20 protein-coding genes are annotated in these 19,940 nt (G+C 67.4%); 13 read left to right on the forward strand and 7 right to left on the reverse strand.

What is annotated here, in order from left to right:
* Positions 1 to 118 precede the first annotated feature (118 nt).
* Together C8J25_RS09555 and C8J25_RS09560 are read right to left on the reverse strand one after the other, a co-directional pair.
* Positions 119 to 1,111 (reverse strand): aldo/keto reductase, encoded by a 993-nt coding sequence (locus tag C8J25_RS09555; RefSeq protein ID WP_107954214.1) that lies wholly within the window; start codon positions 1,109 to 1,111, stop codon positions 119 to 121.
* Positions 1,086 to 2,348: a dicarboxylate/amino acid:cation symporter gene (locus tag C8J25_RS09560; protein ID WP_107954215.1), complete on the reverse strand. Its 1,263-nt coding sequence runs from the start codon at positions 2,346 to 2,348 to the stop codon at positions 1,086 to 1,088. The genes C8J25_RS09555 and C8J25_RS09560 overlap by 26 nt, the downstream gene beginning before the upstream one ends.
* A gap of 68 nt (positions 2,349 to 2,416) precedes the next feature.
* On the opposite strand from C8J25_RS09560, the gene glmM reads away from it, so the two are divergent.
* The 7 genes from glmM (at position 2,417) to C8J25_RS09595 (ending at position 9,281) form a co-directional block, all read left to right on the forward strand.
* Positions 2,417 to 3,757, forward strand: coding sequence for a phosphoglucosamine mutase (gene glmM / locus C8J25_RS09565; RefSeq protein ID WP_056487731.1), 1,341 nt, complete (start codon positions 2,417 to 2,419; stop codon positions 3,755 to 3,757).
* Positions 3,757 to 3,972, forward strand: coding sequence for a DUF1272 domain-containing protein (locus C8J25_RS09570; RefSeq protein ID WP_107954216.1), 216 nt, complete (start codon positions 3,757 to 3,759; stop codon positions 3,970 to 3,972). Before glmM ends, C8J25_RS09570 begins: the two co-directional genes overlap by 1 nt.
* 338 nt (positions 3,973 to 4,310) lie before the next feature.
* Complete coding sequence (thiD, locus tag C8J25_RS09575) at positions 4,311 to 5,186, forward strand: bifunctional hydroxymethylpyrimidine kinase/phosphomethylpyrimidine kinase (protein ID WP_107954217.1); 876 nt, start codon at positions 4,311 to 4,313, stop codon at positions 5,184 to 5,186.
* The gene (locus tag C8J25_RS09580; RefSeq protein ID WP_107954218.1) at positions 5,186 to 5,824 is read left to right on the forward strand and encodes a ribonuclease HII; all 639 of its coding nucleotides are present in this window, start codon (positions 5,186 to 5,188) and stop codon (positions 5,822 to 5,824) included. The genes thiD and C8J25_RS09580 overlap by 1 nt, the downstream gene beginning before the upstream one ends.
* A gap of 176 nt (positions 5,825 to 6,000) precedes the next feature.
* Positions 6,001 to 7,140 (forward strand): site-specific DNA-methyltransferase, encoded by a 1,140-nt coding sequence (locus C8J25_RS09585; protein WP_107954219.1) that lies wholly within the window; start codon positions 6,001 to 6,003, stop codon positions 7,138 to 7,140.
* A gap of 126 nt (positions 7,141 to 7,266) precedes the next feature.
* Positions 7,267 to 8,316: a dihydropteroate synthase gene (gene folP, locus C8J25_RS09590; protein WP_107954220.1), complete on the forward strand. Its 1,050-nt coding sequence runs from the start codon at positions 7,267 to 7,269 to the stop codon at positions 8,314 to 8,316.
* Between the two features lie 80 nt (positions 8,317 to 8,396).
* Entirely contained in the window at positions 8,397 to 9,281 is an 885-nt protein-coding gene (locus C8J25_RS09595) for a bestrophin family protein (RefSeq protein ID WP_056064245.1), read from the forward strand.
* 293 nt (positions 9,282 to 9,574) lie between these two features.
* Here the strand turns inward: C8J25_RS09595 and C8J25_RS21100 are convergent, their stop codons facing one another.
* Together C8J25_RS21100 and hemC are read right to left on the reverse strand one after the other, a co-directional pair.
* A complete protein-coding gene (locus C8J25_RS21100) occupies positions 9,575 to 11,233 on the reverse strand; it encodes a uroporphyrinogen-III synthase (protein WP_244186933.1) in 1,659 nt (552 codons plus the stop codon).
* The gene (hemC, locus tag C8J25_RS09605) at positions 11,230 to 12,135 is read right to left on the reverse strand and encodes a hydroxymethylbilane synthase (protein WP_107954221.1); all 906 of its coding nucleotides are present in this window, start codon (positions 12,133 to 12,135) and stop codon (positions 11,230 to 11,232) included. The genes C8J25_RS21100 and hemC overlap by 4 nt, the downstream gene beginning before the upstream one ends.
* A gap of 64 nt (positions 12,136 to 12,199) precedes the next feature.
* Here hemC and tsaD point away from each other — a divergent pair, with 64 nt between their 5' ends.
* Genes tsaD through C8J25_RS09620 form a run of 3 tightly spaced genes read left to right on the forward strand, consistent with a single transcriptional unit; the run spans position 12,200 to position 14,767 of the window.
* Complete coding sequence (gene tsaD / locus C8J25_RS09610; RefSeq protein ID WP_107954222.1) at positions 12,200 to 13,225, forward strand: tRNA (adenosine(37)-N6)-threonylcarbamoyltransferase complex transferase subunit TsaD; 1,026 nt, start codon at positions 12,200 to 12,202, stop codon at positions 13,223 to 13,225.
* Positions 13,222 to 14,199 carry an NAD(P)H-dependent glycerol-3-phosphate dehydrogenase gene (locus tag C8J25_RS09615; RefSeq protein WP_107954223.1) on the forward strand — a complete coding sequence of 326 codons (978 nt, stop codon included), beginning with the start codon at positions 13,222 to 13,224 and terminating at the stop codon, positions 14,197 to 14,199. Before tsaD ends, C8J25_RS09615 begins: the two co-directional genes overlap by 4 nt.
* A gap of 58 nt (positions 14,200 to 14,257) precedes the next feature.
* Positions 14,258 to 14,767: an MmcB family DNA repair protein gene (locus tag C8J25_RS09620; RefSeq protein WP_107954315.1), complete on the forward strand. Its 510-nt coding sequence runs from the start codon at positions 14,258 to 14,260 to the stop codon at positions 14,765 to 14,767.
* 168 nt (positions 14,768 to 14,935) lie between these two features.
* Here C8J25_RS09620 and C8J25_RS09625 read toward each other — a convergent pair whose 3' ends face one another.
* A complete protein-coding gene (locus C8J25_RS09625) occupies positions 14,936 to 15,544 on the reverse strand; it encodes an ankyrin repeat domain-containing protein (RefSeq protein WP_056487752.1) in 609 nt (202 codons plus the stop codon).
* 79 nt (positions 15,545 to 15,623) lie between these two features.
* Here C8J25_RS09625 and C8J25_RS09630 point away from each other — a divergent pair, with 79 nt between their 5' ends.
* Genes C8J25_RS09630 through C8J25_RS09640 form a run of 3 tightly spaced genes read left to right on the forward strand, consistent with a single transcriptional unit; the run spans position 15,624 to position 17,326 of the window.
* The gene (locus C8J25_RS09630) at positions 15,624 to 16,205 is read left to right on the forward strand and encodes an SCO family protein (protein ID WP_107954317.1); all 582 of its coding nucleotides are present in this window, start codon (positions 15,624 to 15,626) and stop codon (positions 16,203 to 16,205) included.
* Complete coding sequence (locus C8J25_RS09635; RefSeq protein ID WP_133020171.1) at positions 16,202 to 16,636, forward strand: YcgN family cysteine cluster protein; 435 nt, start codon at positions 16,202 to 16,204, stop codon at positions 16,634 to 16,636. The genes C8J25_RS09630 and C8J25_RS09635 overlap by 4 nt, the downstream gene beginning before the upstream one ends.
* Before the next feature lie 15 nt (positions 16,637 to 16,651).
* Positions 16,652 to 17,326: a M48 family metallopeptidase gene (locus C8J25_RS09640; RefSeq protein WP_107954224.1), complete on the forward strand. Its 675-nt coding sequence runs from the start codon at positions 16,652 to 16,654 to the stop codon at positions 17,324 to 17,326.
* Here C8J25_RS09640 and C8J25_RS09645 read toward each other — a convergent pair.
* Together C8J25_RS09645 and msrB are read right to left on the reverse strand one after the other, a co-directional pair.
* Entirely contained in the window at positions 17,302 to 19,476 is a 2,175-nt protein-coding gene (locus tag C8J25_RS09645) for a transglycosylase domain-containing protein (RefSeq protein WP_107954225.1), read from the reverse strand. The genes C8J25_RS09640 and C8J25_RS09645 overlap by 25 nt on opposite strands.
* A gap of 44 nt (positions 19,477 to 19,520) precedes the next feature.
* Complete coding sequence (msrB, locus tag C8J25_RS09650; protein ID WP_107954226.1) at positions 19,521 to 19,931, reverse strand: peptide-methionine (R)-S-oxide reductase MsrB; 411 nt, start codon at positions 19,929 to 19,931, stop codon at positions 19,521 to 19,523.
* Positions 19,932 to 19,940: the final 9 nt, after the last annotated feature.

Raw genomic sequence — 19,940 nt, forward strand, 5'->3', positions numbered from 1 at the left:
AACCAGTTCCCCTCCCGCTTGCGGGAGGGGCTAGGGGAGGGCGCGACGTACGTACTGGCGTCCGGTGTGCGAGGCACGCCCCTCCCCCGACCCCTCCCGCAGGCGGGAGGGGAGGCCGTCAGATCCGCGTCATCGACAGCGCCTTCTCGCCATACCGCGGCCCAGCCGTCCCACCCCTCGGCGCCGCTGCATCCAGCTTCGCCAGATCGTCCGCGGTCAGCGTAATGTCCGCCGCCTTCATGCTGTCCTCGAGCGTAACCCGGCGCTTCGACCCCGGGATCGGCACGATATCGTCGCCTTGCGCCAGCAACCAGGCGAGCGCCACCTGTGCCGGCGAAGCCCCATGCGCATCGGCAATCGACTTCACCGCCGCGACCATCTCCATGTTCTTGGCGAAGTTCTCCTCCGAATACCGCGGATCGTTCCGCCGATAGTCGCCCTCAGGCAGATCCGACCGCGCGGTAATCTGCCCCGTCAGGAAGCCCCGCCCGAGCGGCGAATACGGCACGAACCCGATCCCAAGCTCGCGGCACAATGGCAGGATCGCCTCTTCAACATCGCGCTCCCACAACGAATACTCACTCTGCAAAGCCGCAATCGGATGCGTCGCCGCAGCCCGCCGGATCGTGTCGAGCCCCGCCTCCGACAACCCGAGATGCCGCACCTTGCCCTCGCGCACGAGGTCGCCCATCGCGCCGACCGTATCCTCGATCGGCACGTCCGGATCGACGCGGTGCTGGTACAGTAGGTCGATCGTCTCGACCCCAAGCCGCTTCAGCGATCCCTCGCAAGCCCGCCGCACATTGGCAGGCGTTGAGTCCACCCCCGTCATCCCGTTCTCGTCGTAGCGGAAGCCGAACTTGGTCGCGATCACGACGCCATCGCGCTTGCCGCGGATCGCCTTGCCGATCAGCTCTTCGTTGACCAGCGGGCCATAGATTTCGGCGGTGTCGAACAGTGTCACGCCCAGCTCGATCGCGCGGTGGATCGTCGCGATGCTCTCATCGGCGTTCGCCTCGCCGTACATGCCCTTGCCGATGCCGGCCATCGGCATGCAGCCGAGACCCAGCGCGGAAACCTCGAAATCAGGGCCGAGCGTGCGATACTTCATGCGGAATCTCCTGTGAGCCACTGCGGGCTGAAACGGAGATGGTGACGGCGGTGTCCATCGTCACGTTGCCGACGGTACGAAACAGGTCGGGCACGGTCTCGACTGCGATGAACAGCCCCAGAGCCTCGATCGGCACCCCCATCGCGATCGCGACCGGCGCGACCGAGGCGATGAAGCTTACCGTGCCCGGCAGCGACACCGACCCCATCGTCGTGATCGCCGCGGTCGCGATCCCCGCGGCGAGCTGCCCCGGCCCGATCGGTACGCCGACCAGATGCGCGACGTACAGCGCCACCGCGAGGTTCATCGCCGGACTCGTCGCCCGGAACACCGCGACCGCCAGCGGCAGCACGATCCCGGCTGTCGCTGGCGCTGCGCCGAGCTCGACCGAGCCCTTCAGCATCGCCGGCAGCGAGGCGAGTGACGACTGCGTGCTGATCGCCACCGCCTGCGCGGGCGCGACCGCGCGCGCAAAGCGCCCGAACCGCACGCGCCCGCCGATCATCCCGACCGGATACGCGGCGATCAGCACGACCACGCCGATCGCCGAGACACAGACGATGTAATGCACCAGTGCACCGAACGCCGCGGTGCCGGTCCGCGCGCCGACCCCGTAGGCGAGCGCGAAGATGCCGATCGGCGCGAGCTTCAGCACCCAGCCGATCACGATCAGCAGGGCGTCGACGACCGCCTGGAAAAACCCGGTCAGGATACTGCGCTGCGCTTCGGGCAATTGCGTGACCGCGAACGCGAACGCCAGCGCGAACACGGTTAGCGGCAGGAACGCGTCCCCCGCCGCCGCCGCGACGACGTTGGTCGGCACGATCGTATCGAAGAACGCACCGATCCCCGGCACCGACCCGACCGGCGCGGTGGTCGTCAGCGCGGTGCGGAGTGCGGTCGCGAGTCCAGCGGGCAACGGCCACGCTTCGAGCAGCAACGGCGTCACTAGTGCGGACATGATCGTCACCGCCCACAGGATCGCGACCATCATGACCAGCGCGCGGATCGTGATCCGTCCCGCGCGTGCCGCCTCGGCCGTCGCGCCGATTCCCGTGACGAGCAGCGACACGATCAACGGCACGATCACCATCTGCAGTCCGTGCAGCCACGCCGAGCCCATCGGCTGCGTCACCGCGGTGACCGCGATCGCCTGGGACGGCGCGAGTGCGGCGGCGAGGATGCCGATCGCGATGCCGCCGATGAGGGCGATCAGGATCCGTGTAGCCTGCGACATGCTCGCCCTTCGTGGTTTACCGCGCTATCAACGGTGCAAACCCCGATACCGGACGGAAAGCACGTGTGATGGCAAGGAAATATTTCGGCACCGATGGCATTCGTGGCGCCACAAACGTCTCGCCGATGACAGCAGAGATGGCGATGAAGGTCGGCATGGCCGCCGGCGCATACTTCCTGCGCGGCGATCATCGCCACCGCGTCGTCATCGGCAAGGACACGCGGCTGTCGGGTTACATGCTTGAATCCGCACTGGTTGCAGGGTTCACTAGCGTCGGTATGGATGTCGTCATGGTCGGGCCGATGCCGACACCCGCGGTCGCGATGCTCACCCATTCAATGCGCGCCGATATCGGTGTCATGATCTCTGCTAGCCATAACGCCTACGCCGACAACGGCATCAAGCTGTTCGGTCCTGACGGCTACAAGCTGTCGGACGAAGCGGAGGAAGCGATCGAGGCGCTGATCGACGGCGACATCCCGCTCGTGCCGTCGAGCCAGATCGGCCGCGCACGCCGCATCGACGATGCGCAGGGCCGCTACATCCATTTCGCCAAGTCGACCTTCCCCGAGAACCTTCGCCTCGACGGCATGCGGGTCGTGATCGATTGCGCGAACGGCGCAGCGTACAAGGTCGCACCATCGGCGCTGTGGGAACTCGGCGCGGACGTCGTCGCGATCGGCGTCACGCCCAACGGTACCAACATCAACGACGGCGTCGGCTCGACCGCGCCGCAGACGCTCGCCGAGACGGTGGTCGCGAGCGGCGCGGACATCGGCATCGCGCTCGACGGCGACGCGGATCGCCTGATCGTCGTCGATGAGACCGGCACGATCGTCGACGGCGACCAGCTGATGGCGACGATCGCCGCCAGCTGGGCGCGCCAGGGGCGGCTCGCGGGCGGCGGCCTCGTCGCGACGGTGATGTCGAACCTGGGCCTGGAACGCCACCTCGCGGCGCAGGGCCTCGGCCTCGTCCGAACCAAGGTCGGCGACCGCCACGTGCTCGAGAAGATGCGCTCGAGCGGCTACAATGTCGGTGGCGAGCAGTCGGGCCACATCATCCTGTCCGACTATGCGACGACCGGCGACGGATTGGTCGCGGCGCTGCAGATCCTGGCGGAGGTCAAGCGTTCGGGCGCACTGGCGAGCGAAGTGCTGCACCGGTTCGAGCCGCTGCCGCAGTTGCTGAAGAACGTCCGCTTCGCCGGTGGCAAGCCGCTCGACGACGATGCCGTAAAGGCGGTGATCGCGCAGGCTGAGGCGGAGCTCGCTGGCAATGGCCGTCTGGTCATCCGTCCATCGGGCACCGAACCGGTGATCCGCGTGATGGCGGAAGGCGACGATCCGGCACAGGTCGAGCGTGTCGTCGACCGCATCTGCGACGCTGTCCGGAAGGCTGCCGCCTGATGCTCGAGATGCGCCCCATTTGCGAACGCTGCACCACCGAGCTTCCGGCGGACGCGCCGGGCGCATTCATCTGCTCGTTCGAATGCACCTTCTGCGCGGAATGCGCGGACGCGCTCGACGAGCGTTGTCCCAACTGCGGCGGCGAATTGCTCGACCGCCCGACGAGGCTCGGCGAGGCACCGCCGCAAAAGCCGGCAGGCGCGCGGCGGCACTAGGCGCCGGTCGGGTAAGCGCTACCTAGCTCCTTGTTGCCACCCCAACCTCTCCTACCACCCCGGCGGAGGCCGGGGCCCAGTTGGAAAGGTCCAGGTAACAGATCGCAGTCCGCGGTTAGCGACGTCTCCCAACTGGGCCCCGGCCTCCGCCGGGGCGGATGCAGGCGTATGTCCAGCACCCCTGTCCTACATCCGATCGATCATGCCATAGCCGATCCCATGACCGCCAACCGCGCCAAACCCAGTCCGGCATCCCGATTGCAGCCCCACCTCAGGCAAAGTGCAGACCTGCGCCAGCGTCTGCACTTCGTGCACTTCGCCCCGATCTGGGACACTTTATGACAGCGCGGGTGCTCATAATAGCCGGCTCCGACTCGGGCGGCGGCGCTGGAATTCAGGCGGATATCAAGACGGTAACCATGCTCGGCGGCCACGCAATGACGGCCGTGACCGCGATCACCGCACAGAACACGCTCGGCGTGCAGGCGGTCCACCAGATCCCCACCGACATGGTCTTGGCGCAGATAGACTCCGTCGTCTCGGACATCGGCATCGACGCCGTAAAGATCGGCATGATCGGCTCGGCAGAAACGGCACATGCGGTCGCTTCATATCTAGAGAGTCTTTCCCCCCTCCCTGAAAGGGAGGGGCCGGGGGTGGGTAGGCCGCTGGGTAAGCGCGACACCGGCCCCAAGCCAACCCACCCCCAACCCCTCCCTTCCAGGGAGGGGAGCAAACTCCCGATCATCTTCGACCCGGTGATGATCGCCACCTCCGGCTCGGTCCTCGCAAACCGCGACACCATAGCCGCCTTCACCCGCCTCATGCAGATCGCGACGCTCGTTACCCCCAACCTCCCCGAACTCGCAGCCCTTGGCGGGGAAGCCGCAATCCGCGCACTAGGCCCCGCCGTCCTCATAAAAGGCGGCCACGCCGAAGGCCCCTCCGTCACCGACCGCCTCGTCACCAACGCCGGCGAAACCCACTGGACCAACCCCCGCATCGAAACCCGCCACGCGCACGGCACCGGCTGCACGCTCGCCAGCGGTATCGCCACCGGGCTCGCTCAAGGCCTGCCGCTCGGCGCCGCAATCGAGCGCGCCATCGCGTTCGTCCGCGCCGCGCTTGCCAACGCACCGGGGCTGGGCGCAGGGCACGGCCCGATGGGCCACGCACTCGGCGTCAGCCCGTTCGATCAGTTGAGAACCCGATAATGCCCGGCATGAAACACGAAAAGCTCTGCGTCGGCCCGGTCGCGGGTGTCGACGAAGCCGGCCGCGGCCCACTCGCGGGACCAGTCGTCGCCGCCGCCGTGATCCTCCCCGCAAAAGGCGTCCCCCGCGGCATCGACGATTCAAAGAAGCTCTCCGCCTCCGAGCGAGAACGGCTCTGCGCCCGCCTCAAAGGCTGCGCGATCGTCGGCGTCGGCATCGTCCAGCCGGAAGAGATCGACACGCTCAACATCTACTGGGCGACGATGAAGGCGATGACGCTCGCGGTCGATGCGCTGGCGGTCGAACTCGGCCAGGCCCCCGGCCACGTCCTGGTCGACGGCAACCGCTTGCCCCGCTGGACCTACCCCGCCACGCCGCTGGTCGGCGGCGATGCGAAATCGCTGTCGATCGCCGCTGCCTCGATCGTCGCCAAGCACACGCGCGACCTCATCATGATCGCCGCCGCCGACGTGCACCCGGAATATAACTGGCATTCGAACAAGGGTTATGGCTGCGCGCACCACATGAAGGCGCTCCGCGATCACGGCCCCACGCCGATTCACCGCCGCAGTTTCGCGCCCGTCGCCGCCGCCTATCTGGCGCGCGAGGGACTTTTCGCACAGGAAACGACGAGCTGAGTCTTTCGCGCCACACCCCAAGGGCTTGAGCCGCGAGTCTCCCACGACTCAACATCTGGGCAACGGCGACTCGATTGGTCGCAGCGACGGAATTGCACCGAAACGCCGTTAACGAATGTTTGCTTGACGGAGTCGGACAATTCCGCCGCTATGGGCGTCGATAAGGGGCGGAAAACATGGGTTTGATCGACACGATCGCACGGCCGCGTGCGAAAAAGGCAGTGGAGCCGGCGGTCCAGGCCGTCCTTCCGCTCGACCAAATACTGCGCGGCGACTGCATCGAGCACATGAAGGCGCTGCCGTCGAATTCCATCGACATGATCTTCGCCGACCCGCCCTACAACCTCCAGCTCGGTGGCGAACTCTATCGCCCCGACGGGTCGCACGTCGATGCCGTCACCGACGACTGGGACAAGTTCGACACCTTCGCCGCGTACGACCGCTTCACCCGCGCCTGGCTCAAGGAAGCACGCCGCATCCTCAAGGACGACGGCGCGCTCTGGGTCATCGGCAGCTACCACAACATCTTCCGCGTCGGTGCGGCGGTGCAGGATCTCGGCTACTGGATCCTCAACGACATCGTCTGGCGCAAGACGAATCCGATGCCGAATTTCCGCGGCACCCGCTTCACCAACGCGCACGAGACGCTGATCTGGGCGTCGAAGGGCGAGAAGGCGAAATACCACTTCAACTACCGCGCGATGAAGACGCTCAACGACGAGCTCCAGATGCGCAGCGACTGGGAATTCCCGACCTGCGGCGGCGCCGAGCGGCTGAAGAAGAACGGCACCAAGGTGCATCCGACGCAAAAGCCCGAGGCGCTGCTCTACCGCATCCTGCTCGCGTGCACGAAGCCCGGCGACGTCGTGCTCGACCCGTTCTTCGGCACCGGCACCACCGGCGCGGTCGCCAAGCGTCTCGGTCGCAGCTGGATCGGCATCGACCGCGAAGGCGACTACATCGAAGCCGCACAGGAGCGGATCGAGGCGGCATTGCCGCTCGACGAGTCCGCACTCGCGACGATGATGAGCCCCCGCACGCAGCCCAAGGTCGCGTTCGGCGTGCTGGTCGAGAACGCGTATCTCGCCCCCGGCGCAGTCCTGACCGACTCGAAGCGCCGCTGGCGTGCCACCATCCGCGCGGATGGCTCGCTGCTCAGCGACTGCGGCACGATCGGCTCGATCCACAAGCTCGGCTCGACCCTCCAGAACGCCCCCGCCTGCAACGGCTGGAGCTTCTGGCATTACGAAAGCGACAAGGGCCTGAAACCGATCGACGACCTCCGCCAGACGTATCTGCTGGCGAACACGATCTGACTTTTGCTCCCCTCCCGGGAAGGGAGGGGCTGGGGGTGGGTTGGCGGCTTGGCGGGCGATACGTAAACCAATCGGCCGACCCACCCCCGACCCCTCCCTTCCAGGGAGGGGAGCAGGAGAACGATCATCCACCTCCGCCCCGTCCAGTTCGTCGACACCCCGATCGGCCATGAAGACGGCAGCGTCGCGCGCCTCGCTGGCGGCCTACAGTGGTTCGCCGCCTACGAAGTGATCGAAGGCCGCGACCGCCGCATCATCCCCGTCGCCGACGTCGCCACGCTGGGCGACCGCGCTGCGCACCTTCACGCCGCCATCACCGCCCCCCGCGCGCCCCTCCTGCTCGGCGAACGCACGCTCCGCTTCGACCAGCCGATCGTCGCAGGCATCCTCAACGTCACGCCCGACAGCTTCTCCGACGGCGGTAAGCATGTCGATGACCCCGCCGCCGCCGCCGCAGCCGGCATCGACATGGCCGCCGCCGGCGCGACGCTGATCGACGTCGGTGGCGAATCGACCCGCCCTGGCGCCCCCGCGGTCTGGGAAGGCGACGAGATCTCGCGCCTCGTCCCCGTCGTCGAACGCCTCGCGCGCGCCGGCGCGATCGTCTCGGTCGACACGCGCAAGGCGGCCGTCATGGAGGCGACGCTCGCCGCCGGTGCGCACATCGTCAACGACGTCGCCGCACTCCTCTGGGATGACCGCGCACTCGATGTGGTCGCAAAAAGCGGCTGCCCGGTCGTGCTGATGCATTCGCCCGACCCCAAGAAAGGCGGCCACGGCGATGGTGGCTACGCCAACGTCCTGACCGACGTCTTCGACTGGCTCGAAACCCGCATCGCCGCGGTCGTCGCGGGCGGCGTCGACCGGTCGCGGATCATGGTCGATCCCGGCATCGGCTTCGGCAAGACGCTCGCGGAGAACCTTGCGCTGCTCAACGGCTTGGCGATCTTCCACGGTCTCGGCTGCCCGATCATGCTCGGCGCGAGCCGCAAGCGTCTGATCGGCGCTCTCTCGAACGAAGCGCCGATCGACCAGCGCCTCGCTGGTTCGCTCGCACTGGCACTCAAGGGCGCCGAGGCCGGCGTCCAGATCCTGCGCGTCCACGACGTCGTAGAGACGGTGCAGGCGGTAAAGATCTGGCGCGGCCTGCGCGATCAGTCGCTCGTCGGCGGCTAAGCGGGGCGGCTGATCGTCGCTGCATTGCAGCGAAACGTCTCTTCGCGCATTAAACGCCCAGTAAACAAGGGAGCTTTCGTTTGATCGTCACCGCAACACCACGCCTCAGTCAAATCTTGAGCGAGGTCTGGCGCCCGCTGCTGGGTCTTTTCGTCTGGGACGTCGTCGTCACGATCACCTATTACGTCCTGCCGTTTCATGCGCCAGCCCTACCCCTGACGCTGTTCGGTACCGCGTTGGCGCTGTTCCTCGGCTTTCGCGACAACTCCGCGTATCAGCGCTGGTGGGAAAGCCGCGGGCTGTGGGGCCTGATGATCAATGCCTCGCGCAATTTGGCGCGAATGGCGCGCAACATGCTGCCAGAGCCCGAAGGCCACGATATGAAGCGGACGATCGTCCTCCGCCAGATCGCGTATGTGAACGCACTGCGCTGCCAGTTGCGGAAGCAGCCAGCGCCTCCCGAAGTGTTGCGCTTCCTGTCGAAGGAAGAGGCGTCGTTCGCGCTCGATCGCACCAATATCGCCAACGGCCTGCTCGACGGCACCGGCCGCCGAATCGATATTGCGCGCCGCAACGGCTGGATCGACACCATCCAGCAGACGCAGTTCGAGGCGATCCTCGTCGATATCGCCAACGCGCAGGGTGGCATGGAGCGTATCAAGAACACGCCGCTGCCAAACCAGTATCGCTTTTTCCCCAGCATCTTCACGCGGCTGTTCTGCATCCTGCTGCCGATCGGTCTGGTCGAGACGCTTGGGTTCGCGACGCCGATCGGTTCGACGATTGCCGGGTTGATGTTCCTGGCCGTGCTCCAGATCGGCGACGATCTGGTCGACCCGTTCGCGGACACGATCCACGACGTCCCGCTGAACGCAATGTGCAGGACGATCGAGATCGACCTGCTCCAGGCGATCGGCGACGAGGCACCGGAGCCGTTGCAGCCGGTCCGCGGCGTGCTCTGGTAAGAAAAGACAGGGTCGGCGCTATTGAGCGTCGACTTCCTTTACAGAACGACTGCCCCACTGGGCACGTTGAGGAAGATAAGGCCGGATCACACAAAGTCTGTTCCGGACTGTCGTAGATCGAAACACACCGCCGACTTCAGTGCGTGACCCCGTAGGTGTTCCCGGGACGATTTGTCGGTACGCCGCTATCCTGATATCGGAAAGAGATCGAACGGTCTTGCTGTTGTATCTTTGACAGCCGAATGCAAAGCTATGGCCGTAGATCGTTCTACACTAGCGAAAACGCGTTTAGTTCAGATACCCGACGGGTCCGGGGCGGTGTCCGTTTCGGTTGCCGTTTGTGGCGTTGGCATGACGACCGGCGCCGGCTGCGGCTGCCCCGCCTGACCGATTAGTGCTGTGTTCTCGATCAGGTCGAGCGCTTGGCGGGCAACGACGTAGCGCCGGGCCGCGTCTATCCAGTTGCCGGCTTGCGCGGCGCCGGGCAGGCGGGCGACTTCGGCGCGGGCCGCCTCGACCTGGCCTGCGCCGAGCAGTCGGCGCGCGCGCGCGAGGCGGTCGGCGGGCATCGGCGAAGGCGTCCCCGCCTTGCGCAATACCACCAGTGAATCGATCTGATGCTGGATCGTGTCGAGCCAGTTCTCACCGGTCGAACTCGTGATGTCCGGCGCGATCGCGTCGAGACCCTGGCGCAGATCCTCAAGCGTGACCGGTTGGCGCGCAGACTGGATCAGCAACATGGTCGCACGCGGCTGGGCTTGACCGAACCGCAGGCGCAACTGTTCCTCCAGATAGCCGAGCCCGACCCCGCGATCGAGCGCACGTCGCGCTGCGAAGGCCACCAGCAGGCCTTCCGCCCGCGTCGCCTGCGCGCCAGCAGCAGCGGCGTCGGTAGTGATCGCCGCGGTGCGCGACTCGAGGGCGGTCAACTGGCCCGCCAGCGTCGCCTCGCGCGTTGCCAGCACGGCAGTGTCGACCGGCGGAGCCGTCTGGGGCTGGCCGTCCGGGCCGAGCGGTTGCGACGGGATATATCCGGAATTGCTCGCGCCGGCTTTCTGGCCCGCGACGGGTGCGCCAGCGGTGGTCGACGCCGTGGCGCCGAACCAGGGCAGCTTCCTCGCGGCATAGGCCATCAGCGCCAATCCGGCGACGAACGCAAGCGCGGTGAGGGCGATGATGACGCCCATTCTGGGTCCGCGTGCCCGTGGGCGATCGGTCGGCACGTAGTCGCTCATGGGGTGCTTATCCCCGCCACGCACCGGATGGTCAATCGCGCGTGTGTTCGCACGTGCAGCAGCCAGCGCGACGAGCGCCGGATCGCTCGGTTGCGGGGCGATCGAGACGGTCGCCCAGCGGGTTCCGGCCGCTTCGGCGACGGCGGCGCTGATCGCGGCGATCTCAATCCCGGATCGGTCGATGCCCGCCGTATCAAGCATAGCCTTCAACCGGGCAGCGGCCCGTTCGGAGTGCAGCAACACGACGGTATCGGCGAACGACTGCGCCATCGTAGCGTCGATCGGCACATCATCGCTCGCGTAGACCGTAATGGCCTCGATCCCGTCGCCGGTCGGGGCACGATCGCGCCCGGCCAAATGCAGAAGTCGCGCGAAACCGCGATCGCGCGCCTCGGAAACGGCATCGCGCGCATTGCCCGACCCGGTCACCGCGACCGCAAAACCCGCGTCGCTCGCTGCCGCGGCAGTCGCGGCGCCGACCGCGATCACCGGCAGGCGCTTCAACGCGTCCAGTCCCGCGCCGCCATGCCGCACCGCATTCGCGCTGGTCAGCAACAACCCATCGAACCCTGCAGGATCCGGCACGCTCCAGTCGACCGGCGTCACCGCGAACAGCGGAACCTGCCGTACGTCGAGTCCGAGCGCCCGCAGCGCCGCAGCAGTCCGCGCATTGCCGGGCTCCGGCCGCACGACGACGACGGCGTGGGGCGACGTCATGCCGCGAACAACCGGCGGACGCTGGCCGGCGCGCGCGTGAGAAGGTCGACCGCCAGCATCGTGCCCAGGTCTTCTCCCGCGCTGCCTTCGATCGATCCGGCGACGTCGCACGTCCCGTCCTCGGCGATCAACTCGGCGCGCAACGTCAGCGTCTCCCCCGCCAGCGATGCGAGCGCCGCGACCGGCGAGTGGCAATCCGCGCCCAGCCGCGCCAGCAACGCGCGCTCGGTCAGCACGCACAGGCTGGTGTCAGCATGGTCGATCGCGGCGACGATCGCGTGCGCGGCGCTGTCGGCAAGGACTTCGATCCCGACCGCGCCCTGCGCCGGAGCGGGCAGCATGATGTCGGTCGGGATCGCATGGCCGTCCTCGCGGCCGAGGCGATCGAGCCCCGCGGCGGCGAGCAGCGTGGCGTCCATCTCGCCGCTCGCCACCCGGCCGAGCCGCGTGTCGACGTTGCCGCGGATCAGCACGATCTCCAGGTCGGGCCGCAGCCGCAGCATCTGCGCGCGGCGTCGCGGCGAACTCGTGCCGACGACGGCGCCCGGGCGCAGGTCGGCAAACGTCTCCGCACCGATCAGCCGATCGCGGACGTCGGCCCGCGGCAGCATCGCGGCGATCCTCAGCGTGTGCGGCCGGATCGTCTCGACGTCCTTCATCGAATGCACCGCACAGTCGATGTCGCCGTCGTGCAGCGCTCGATCGAGTTCCCTCGTCCACAGCGCCTTGCCGCCGATCTCGGCGAGCGCGCGATCCTGCACGCGGTCGCCCGTCGTGCGGATCACGACCGTCTCGACCTTGTCCGCCGACCAGCCATGGGCTGCGCACAGGGCATCGCGGACCAGGCCTGCCTGGGTGAGCGCCAGCGGCGAACCGCGCGTACCGAGCCGAAAAACTGTCATCCTGCGTGCCATGCAGAAAGGGGCCCCCTTCGACAAGCTTCACGCGGGCCTATACAGACATGCGATGATCATTCTCGGCATCGAATCCTCCTGCGACGAAACCGCCGCCGCGCTCGTCACCGGCGACCGGCAGGTCCTCGCGCACCGGCTGCTCGGGCAGGAGGCGGCACACGCTCCGTTCGGCGGCGTCGTACCGGAGATCGCCGCGCGCGCGCATGTCGAGGCACTGGAGCCGCTGATCGTCGCGGCGCTGGCCGACGCGAAGCTGACGCTGGCCAACGTCGACGCGATCGCCGCGACCGCTGGGCCGGGGCTGATCGGTGGGGTGATGGTCGGGCTCGTCACCGGCAAGGCTCTCGCGCACGCGGCGGGGAAGCCGTTGATCGCGGTCAATCACCTTGAGGGCCATGCGCTTTCGCCGCGGCTGTCGGACCCGGACCTGGAGTTTCCCTATTTGCTGCTGCTCGTGTCGGGCGGGCATTGCCAGTTGCTGCTGGTGGAGGGCGTCGGTGCGTATCGGCGCCTCGCCACGACGATCGACGATGCGGCGGGTGAGGCGTTCGACAAGACCGCCAAGCTCTTGGGGCTGGGCTTCCCGGGAGGTCCCGCGGTCGAGCGCGCTGCGGCGTTGGGGGATCTCAAGGCCGTCCCCCTCCCGCGGCCACTGAAAGGCTCGGCCGAGCCGCATTTCTCGTTCGCCGGACTGAAGAGCGCGGTCGCACGTGTCGTCGGCCAGTATTCGCCCGAGGATATCGCCGCCTCGTTCCAAGCGGCGGTGGTGGACTGCCTGATCGACCGCACGACCAAGGCTTTGCGGACATCGCATGGCGCCACCGCGCTCGTCGTCGCGGGCGGAGTCGCCGCCAACACGACGGTCCGTACCGCGTTGCAGGGGCTCGCGAGCGCGCACGGGCTCCGCTTCGTCGCGCCGCCCTTGTGGCTGTGCACCGACAACGCCGCGATGATTGGTTGGGCAGGGGCCGAGCGATTCGCCGCGGGCCTTACCGATCCGCTCGATGTCGCCGCGCGACCACGCTGGCCGCTCGATCCGAATGCCGAAGCGGTGCGTGGCGCGGGGGTGAAGGCATGAAGATCGGCGTCATCGGTGGCGGGGCGTGGGGCACGGCACTTGCGCAGGTCGCAGCCTATGGTGGCCGCGACGTGATCCTGTGGGCGCGCGAGGACGCGGTGGTCGAGTCGATCAACACCGCCCATGAGAACACGCTGTTCCTCGGCGGCGTCGCGCTGTCAGCGACGATTCGCGCGACCGACGACCTCGCCGCGCTCGCGGACATGGATGCGATCCTCGTCGTCGCGCCCGCCCAGCACGTCGGCAGCGTGCTCGCCGCCGCCCCGATCGGCCGCATTCCGCTCGTGCTCTGCGCGAAGGGGATCGAGGCGGGGAGCAAGCGTCTCGTCGGCGAGGTCGCGCGCGCGGTACATCCGGAGGCGCCGATCGCGGTGCTTTCGGGACCAACCTTCGCGCACGAAGTCGCCGCCGGGTTGCCGACCGCGGTGACGCTGGCCTGCGAGGATGCGGCGCTTGGCGAGCGGCTCGCGACACGCCTCGCGGCCCGCCATTTCCGCACCTACGCCTCGACCGACGTCGCGGGGGCGGAGATCGGTGGCGCGGTGAAGAACGTCCTTGCGATCGGTTGCGGCGTCGTCGAGGGGGCAGGGCTCGGCCAGAACGCGCGCGCCGCGTTGATCGCGCGCGGGTTCGCCGAGATGACGCGGTTCGGCCTGGCACGCGGTGCGCGCGCGGAGACGCTGGCGGGGCTTTCCGGGCTGGGTGATCTCGTGCTCACCTGTTCCTCGACGAGTTCGCGCAACTTCTCGCTGGGTGTCGGCCTCGGGCGTGGCGATTCGGCGGCGACATTGCTGGCAGATCGCCGGACCGTCGCGGAAGGCGCCTTCACCGCGCCCGTCCTCCGCGAAGCCGCCCGCGACGCGCGTGTCGACATGCCGATCACCGAAGCCGTCTGCCGGCTGCTGGAGGGCGCGCCAGTGAGCGACGTCATCGGTGACCTGCTCGCCCGGCCGCTGAAGGGCGAGGCGGGCTGACCGCCAGGCAATCCGCGAATGGGCTTGCCTCGTTCGCGGATTGTTCTATTTCCGCCGCATGCTCGACATGCCGCCGGACTCCTGCATCGACAAACCTGGATCACCTCCCGATTCGGTGATGTGCGCCGCCGACGTGGCGCGCGGCGTGATCCGGATGTTGCTGCGTCACGACCTCACCGCGATGACCGAAGTGCCGCTCGATGGTGGCCGCCGCGCGGACCTGATGGCGGTGGATGCGCGCGGTCAGATCGTCATCGTCGAGATCAAGGTGTCGCGCGCCGATCTGCTAGGCGACGGAAAGTGGCCGGATTATCTCGGGCATTGCGACCGGTATTTCTGGGCGGTCCCGGCCGGGTTCGACGTTGGGCCCTTGAACGGGCCCGCGTTCCTGCCCGAGCGGACGGGGATCATCGTCGCCGATCGCTATGACGCGGCGATCGTGCGGGAGGCGCATACGGTGCCGCTGCCGGCGCATGTGCGGAAACGGTGTACGCTCGCGTTCGCCCGGCGCGCGGCACGGCGGCTGATCGCGCAGATGGACCCGGACGCCGACGGGTTGGCATTCTAAAGGAACGTCGTGAACTTCCCCCCTCCCTGGAAGGGAGGGGTCGGGGGTGGGTCGGTTTCCGTATCGGGTGAGGTCCCGTCGCAAGCTGGCCTACCCACCCCCAGCCCCTCCCTTTCAGGGCGGGGAGCCTGTCGTGGTCCTGGCGGCGTTGGCGACCGCCACTCCAGCTTAGAACTTCGGGCCCGAAACCGCCTTGCGCACCTTCTTCGGCGCGTCTTCCAGCAGCTTGCTCACGATCGGGTTGCGTCCATCCTGCTTGGCATAGGCGCGCGCGGACATGCCCGCCATGATATCCGCCTGGTCGGGATCGGCGTTCTCGGCCAGCAACACCCGGATCATCCCCACGTCGCGCCGCTGCACCGCGCGGATCAGCGGCGTCTCGCCCGCCGAATTGGCAAGGTTCGGGTTCGCCCCCGCCGCGGTCAGGATCGGGATCATGTTCGTCTGGCCCAGCGTCACCGCCAGCAGCAACGGCGTATTGCCCTTGCCGTCGCGCAGGTTCGCGTCCGCACCCTTTTGCAGCAGGAAGCGCAGATACACCTCGTCGCTGCGCTTGATGACGATGTGGAGCGCGCCTTCGCCGCTGGTCACGTCGCGCGTGTTGATGATGTTGCTGCCGGGCTTGCCGAGCATCTCCAGCACATCGTTGTTCTTCGCATCGCGCACCGCGGACAGGAACTTGTACCCCTCCGACTGGCCTTGCGCGAACGCGGGCGCCGCGACGCAGGCGAGCGCAGGCGTCAGGAGGGTAGCGGCGAGCATCAGGCGGATACGCATCGAGAGACTTCCTTGGTTCGTCCTGGATATAGGGTGACGCTTGCGCCGCAGTAGCGAACAGATCAAGGCTGGCGGGACCATGACCCTCCGTTTCCTTCTCATACCGGCACTCGCTTTATCCGCGTGCACCGCTTCGGCACCGCCCGCCAAACCACCGCTCGAAGGTGCGCGGATCGGCGGCGCCTTCACGCTGACCGACCAGAACGGGAAGACCGTCACCGAACAGGCGTTCGCAGGCAAATACCGGATCATGTATTTCGGCTACACCTTCTGTCCCGATGTGTGTCCGACGGATGTCCAGGCGATCGGCGCCGCGGTGAAAAAGCTCGAGGCGAGCGACCCTGCGCTCGCCGCGAAGATCGTGCCGGTGTTCGTGACGGTGGATCCGGCACGCGACACCCCCGCGGTGCTCAAGCAGTTCGTCTCCGCCTTCCACCCGCGGATGGTCGGGTTGACCGGCACCGACGACCAGATCGCGAAGATCAAGACCGAGTATGCGGTGTATTCCAGCAAGGGAGACGCCTCGCCCGGCGGCGGCTACCTCGTAAACCACTCGCGCCAGGCCTATCTGATGGACCCGGACGGCAAGCCCCTCGCTTTGCTGCCGCAGGAACAAGGGCCCGACGCAGTGGTAACGGAAATCAAGCGCTGGGCCCGGTGAGCGCGCGCTTCTGGGAAGATACGCCGATCGACCAGCTCGACCGCGGCCAATGGGAAGCCCTGTGCGACGGCTGCGGCAAATGCTGCATCCACAAGCTCGAGGACGAGGATACCGGCGAGCTCGTCGCGACCAACGTCTCGTGTCGGCTGCTCGACCGCCGCAGCGGGCAATGCTCCGATTACCGCCACCGCCACGCCTATGTCCCCGAATGCGTGCGGCTGACGACCGGCAACGTCCGCGGGATCGACTGGCTGCCCTCGACCTGCGCGTACCGTCTGCGCGCGGCCGGCGAGCAACTGCCCGAATGGCATTACCTCGTCTGCGGCGACCGCGAAGCCGTCCACCGCGCCAAGCAATCGGTGCGCGGCTGGACGATCAGCGAGGACGAGGCCGGCGAGCTCGAATACCACGTGATCGACCGCGAGCTCTGACCTGGTGATAGCCCGATGATCGAGGGCCTTGAGATCGTCCGTCACCCCCGCGCACGCCGCGCGCGTCTTTCGATCGATCCCGCGAGTGGCCGGGCAAGGCTGGTCCTCCCCAAGCGTGCGGCGCTGAAACAGGCGCTGGCCTGGGCCGAGGATAAGGCCGGCTGGATTGCCGAACAGCGCGCGCTGCTCCCCCAGCCGCGCCCATTCGTGCCCGGTGCGATCCTCACCGTCGCCGACGAGCCGCTGACGATCGTGTGGACACCCGGTAGCCGTCGGACCGTGGTCCGCGAAGGCTCGGTCCTGTCGCTATCAGGCCCGCCCGAAACGATCGCCCGTCGTGTCGAGGCTTGGCTGAAGCGCACCGCGCTCGCCCTGCTGGAGACCGAGACCGCCGAATACGCCGCCAAGGCCAAGGTAACCGTCGCGCAGGTCGCAGTCGGCGATGCCAAGGGCCGCTGGGGAAGCTGCGCGTCGAGCGGCATCATCCGCTACAGCTGGCGGTTGATCCTGGCGCCGAGTTGGGTCCGCCGCGCCACCGTCGCGCACGAAGTCGCGCACCGTGTCCACATGAACCACGCACCGGTCTTCCACGCGCTGGTCGAGCAACTCTACGGCGAAGACCCGACGCCCGCGCGCGTCTGGTTACGCACGCACGGCGCGGGCCTTCACTGGTTCGGACGCTCTTCCTGATCGCTCTGGAAGCGCTGAGTCTGCACCTGATCGCGCGGCACATCGCGCTGGAGCGGTTGCCGCCCAGCCGGTGAAGGTTCACGCCGCTCACGCCCGATGACTCGGTCGATCCAATCCTGGTTCATCTGCTGCGGCGGTGGAGCCGGCGCAGCTTCGGGCTGATCCGCATCGGGCCGCGGGATAGTGTCGCCGGTCTGCGCGTCGGTCGGGACCGACGGCTGTCCCTGCTCAATCGGATTACCGTCCGCATCGACCGCCATCTGGCCATTGTCGGGCTGCCCGAAATAGCTCTCCTCGTCGGGCTCCAGCTGCCATTCGGGTAGCGTAACCTTCGTATCGAACTGCTCGATCGGACGGTTGGCCGTCGCGGGCTTCATGAACGCCGCCCAGGCCTTTGCCGGCGCGGTGCCGCCGTGCAGGCCGGCGATCGGCTTGGCATCGTCGCGACCCATCCACACGCCGGTGGTGATGCCGCTGGAGAAGCCGAGGAACCAGCCGTCCTTCGATGCGGTGGTGGTGCCGGTCTTGCCCGCGACCGGCCGACCGATCTGCGCCGCGCGGCCGGTACCGGTGTTGACCGCGGTCTGCAGCAGGTCGGTCATCTCGGCGGCGACATAGGGTGCGACCAGCACGTGGCTGCGGTCGACCTCGTGCGTGTAGATCGTCTGGCCGTTCGCCGTCACGCGCGTGATCCCGTACGGCGTTACCGCCACGCCCTTGCTGGCGACCGACGCGAACGCGCGCGTCATGTCGATCACGCGGACCTCCGACGTGCCGAGCACCATCGACGGATGGACGTTGACCGGCGTCGTGATGCCGAACCGCCGCGCCATGTCGGCGACCGTGTTGAAGCCGACCTCCTGGCCGAGCTTGGCCGCCACGGTGTTGAGCGAATAGGCGAACGCGGTCCGCAACGAGACCGCGCCGGAATTGCGTCGCGAATCGTTGCGCGGGCTCCAGCCGTTGATCGTGACGGGTTCGTCGACGATCGAGTCCTCCGGCTTGTGGCCGGCCTCCAGCGCGGCAAGGTACACGAAGAGCTTGAACGACGAGCCCGGCTGGCGGACCGCCTGCGTCGCGCGGTTGTAGATCGACGAGACGTAATCCTTGCCGCCGACCATCGCGCGGACCTCGCCGCCACGATCGAGCGCAACCAGCGCCCCCTGTGCTCCTGGTGGGGCATTGGCGCGGATCGCATCGTCGGCTTGGCGCTGCATCGTCAGGTCGAGCGTCGTCCAGACTTCGAGCGGTTCGGTCGTCTCGTCGATCAGCGTATCGAGCTGCGGCAACGCCCAGTCGGTGAAGTACCGCACGCTGTTCTGCTTCGGCTCAGGCGCGAGTTTCAGCCCGGATACGTCGGCATCGGCAGCTTCGGACGCGGTAATCGCACCGGTTTCCTGCATCGTCTCCAGCACGACACCGGCGCGGCCCATTGCGGCTTCCGCGTCGGCAGTCGGCGAGTAGTTGGACGGTGCCTTGACGAGACCCGCAATGACGGCGGCTTCGGCCAGGCTCAGATGATCTGCGCCATGACCGAAGAACTTCCGCGAAGCCGCGTCGATCCCGTAGGCACCGCCGCCATAATAGACCTTGTTGAGGTACAGTTCGAGGATCTGGTCCTTCGAAAACTTCCATTCGAGCGCGAACGCCAGGATGCCCTCGCGGAATTTGCGGCCGAACTTCTTCTGGTTGTTGAGGAAGACGGTCCGCGCGAGCTGCTGCGTGATCGTCGAGCCGCCTTGCGTCCAGTGGCCGCGATCGAACCGTACCTTCACGGAGCGCGCGATGCCGACCGGATCGACGCCGATATGCGAGCGGAAGCGGCGATCCTCGACCGAGACGGTCGCGTCGCGCATCACCTTGGGAATCTGGCCGTAAGGCAGCCATTCGCCGAAGCTCGGCCCCATCGACACGATCACGGTGCCGTCGGCAGCATGGACGCGGATCATCTGGCCGTTGGGCGAGGACTTCAGGCTGTCGAAACTGGGCAGCTGCGACATCGCGATATAGACCGCGATCGCCAGCGCACCGAGCGCAAGGACACCGATCCCGACCATGACTTGGAGAAAGACGACCAGCCGCCGCCGCCAGCGTGACGCCGGGGGAGTTGGGGACCGACGGGACGGGGGAGCAGAACGCGTACGAGCCATGTGGCCGCAGAATTACGCGCGATGGTCCCGCCCTACAAGCGACATCAGGCCGCGACGTTCGCTTTGCGCGGCCGGAATTCGAGCGAGAGCGAGTTCATGCAATAACGCTGCCCGGTCGGCGGCGGACCGTCCGGGAAGACGTGGCCCATATGGCTGTCGCAGCGCGCGCACCGGGTTTCGATCCGGGTCATGCCGTGGCTGCGATCCGCGTGATCGGTGACCGCGTCGGGACCGATCGGCTGGGTGAAGCTCGGCCAGCCCGACCCGGAATCATATTTGTCCGCGCTGTCGAACAGCTCGTTGCTGCACGCCGCACACCGGTAGATCCCATCGGCCTTGTTGTCGGTCAGAACGCCGGCGAAGGCACGCTCCGTGCCGCCCTCGCGTAGTACGTGATATTGCTCGGGGGTAAGCCGCTTGCGCCATTCGGCCTCGGAAAGATTGAGCTGGTCCATGGACATGCA

This window comes from Sphingomonas faeni, from assembly GCF_003053745.1.
GTDB lineage: Bacteria > Pseudomonadota > Alphaproteobacteria > Sphingomonadales > Sphingomonadaceae > Sphingomonas > Sphingomonas faeni.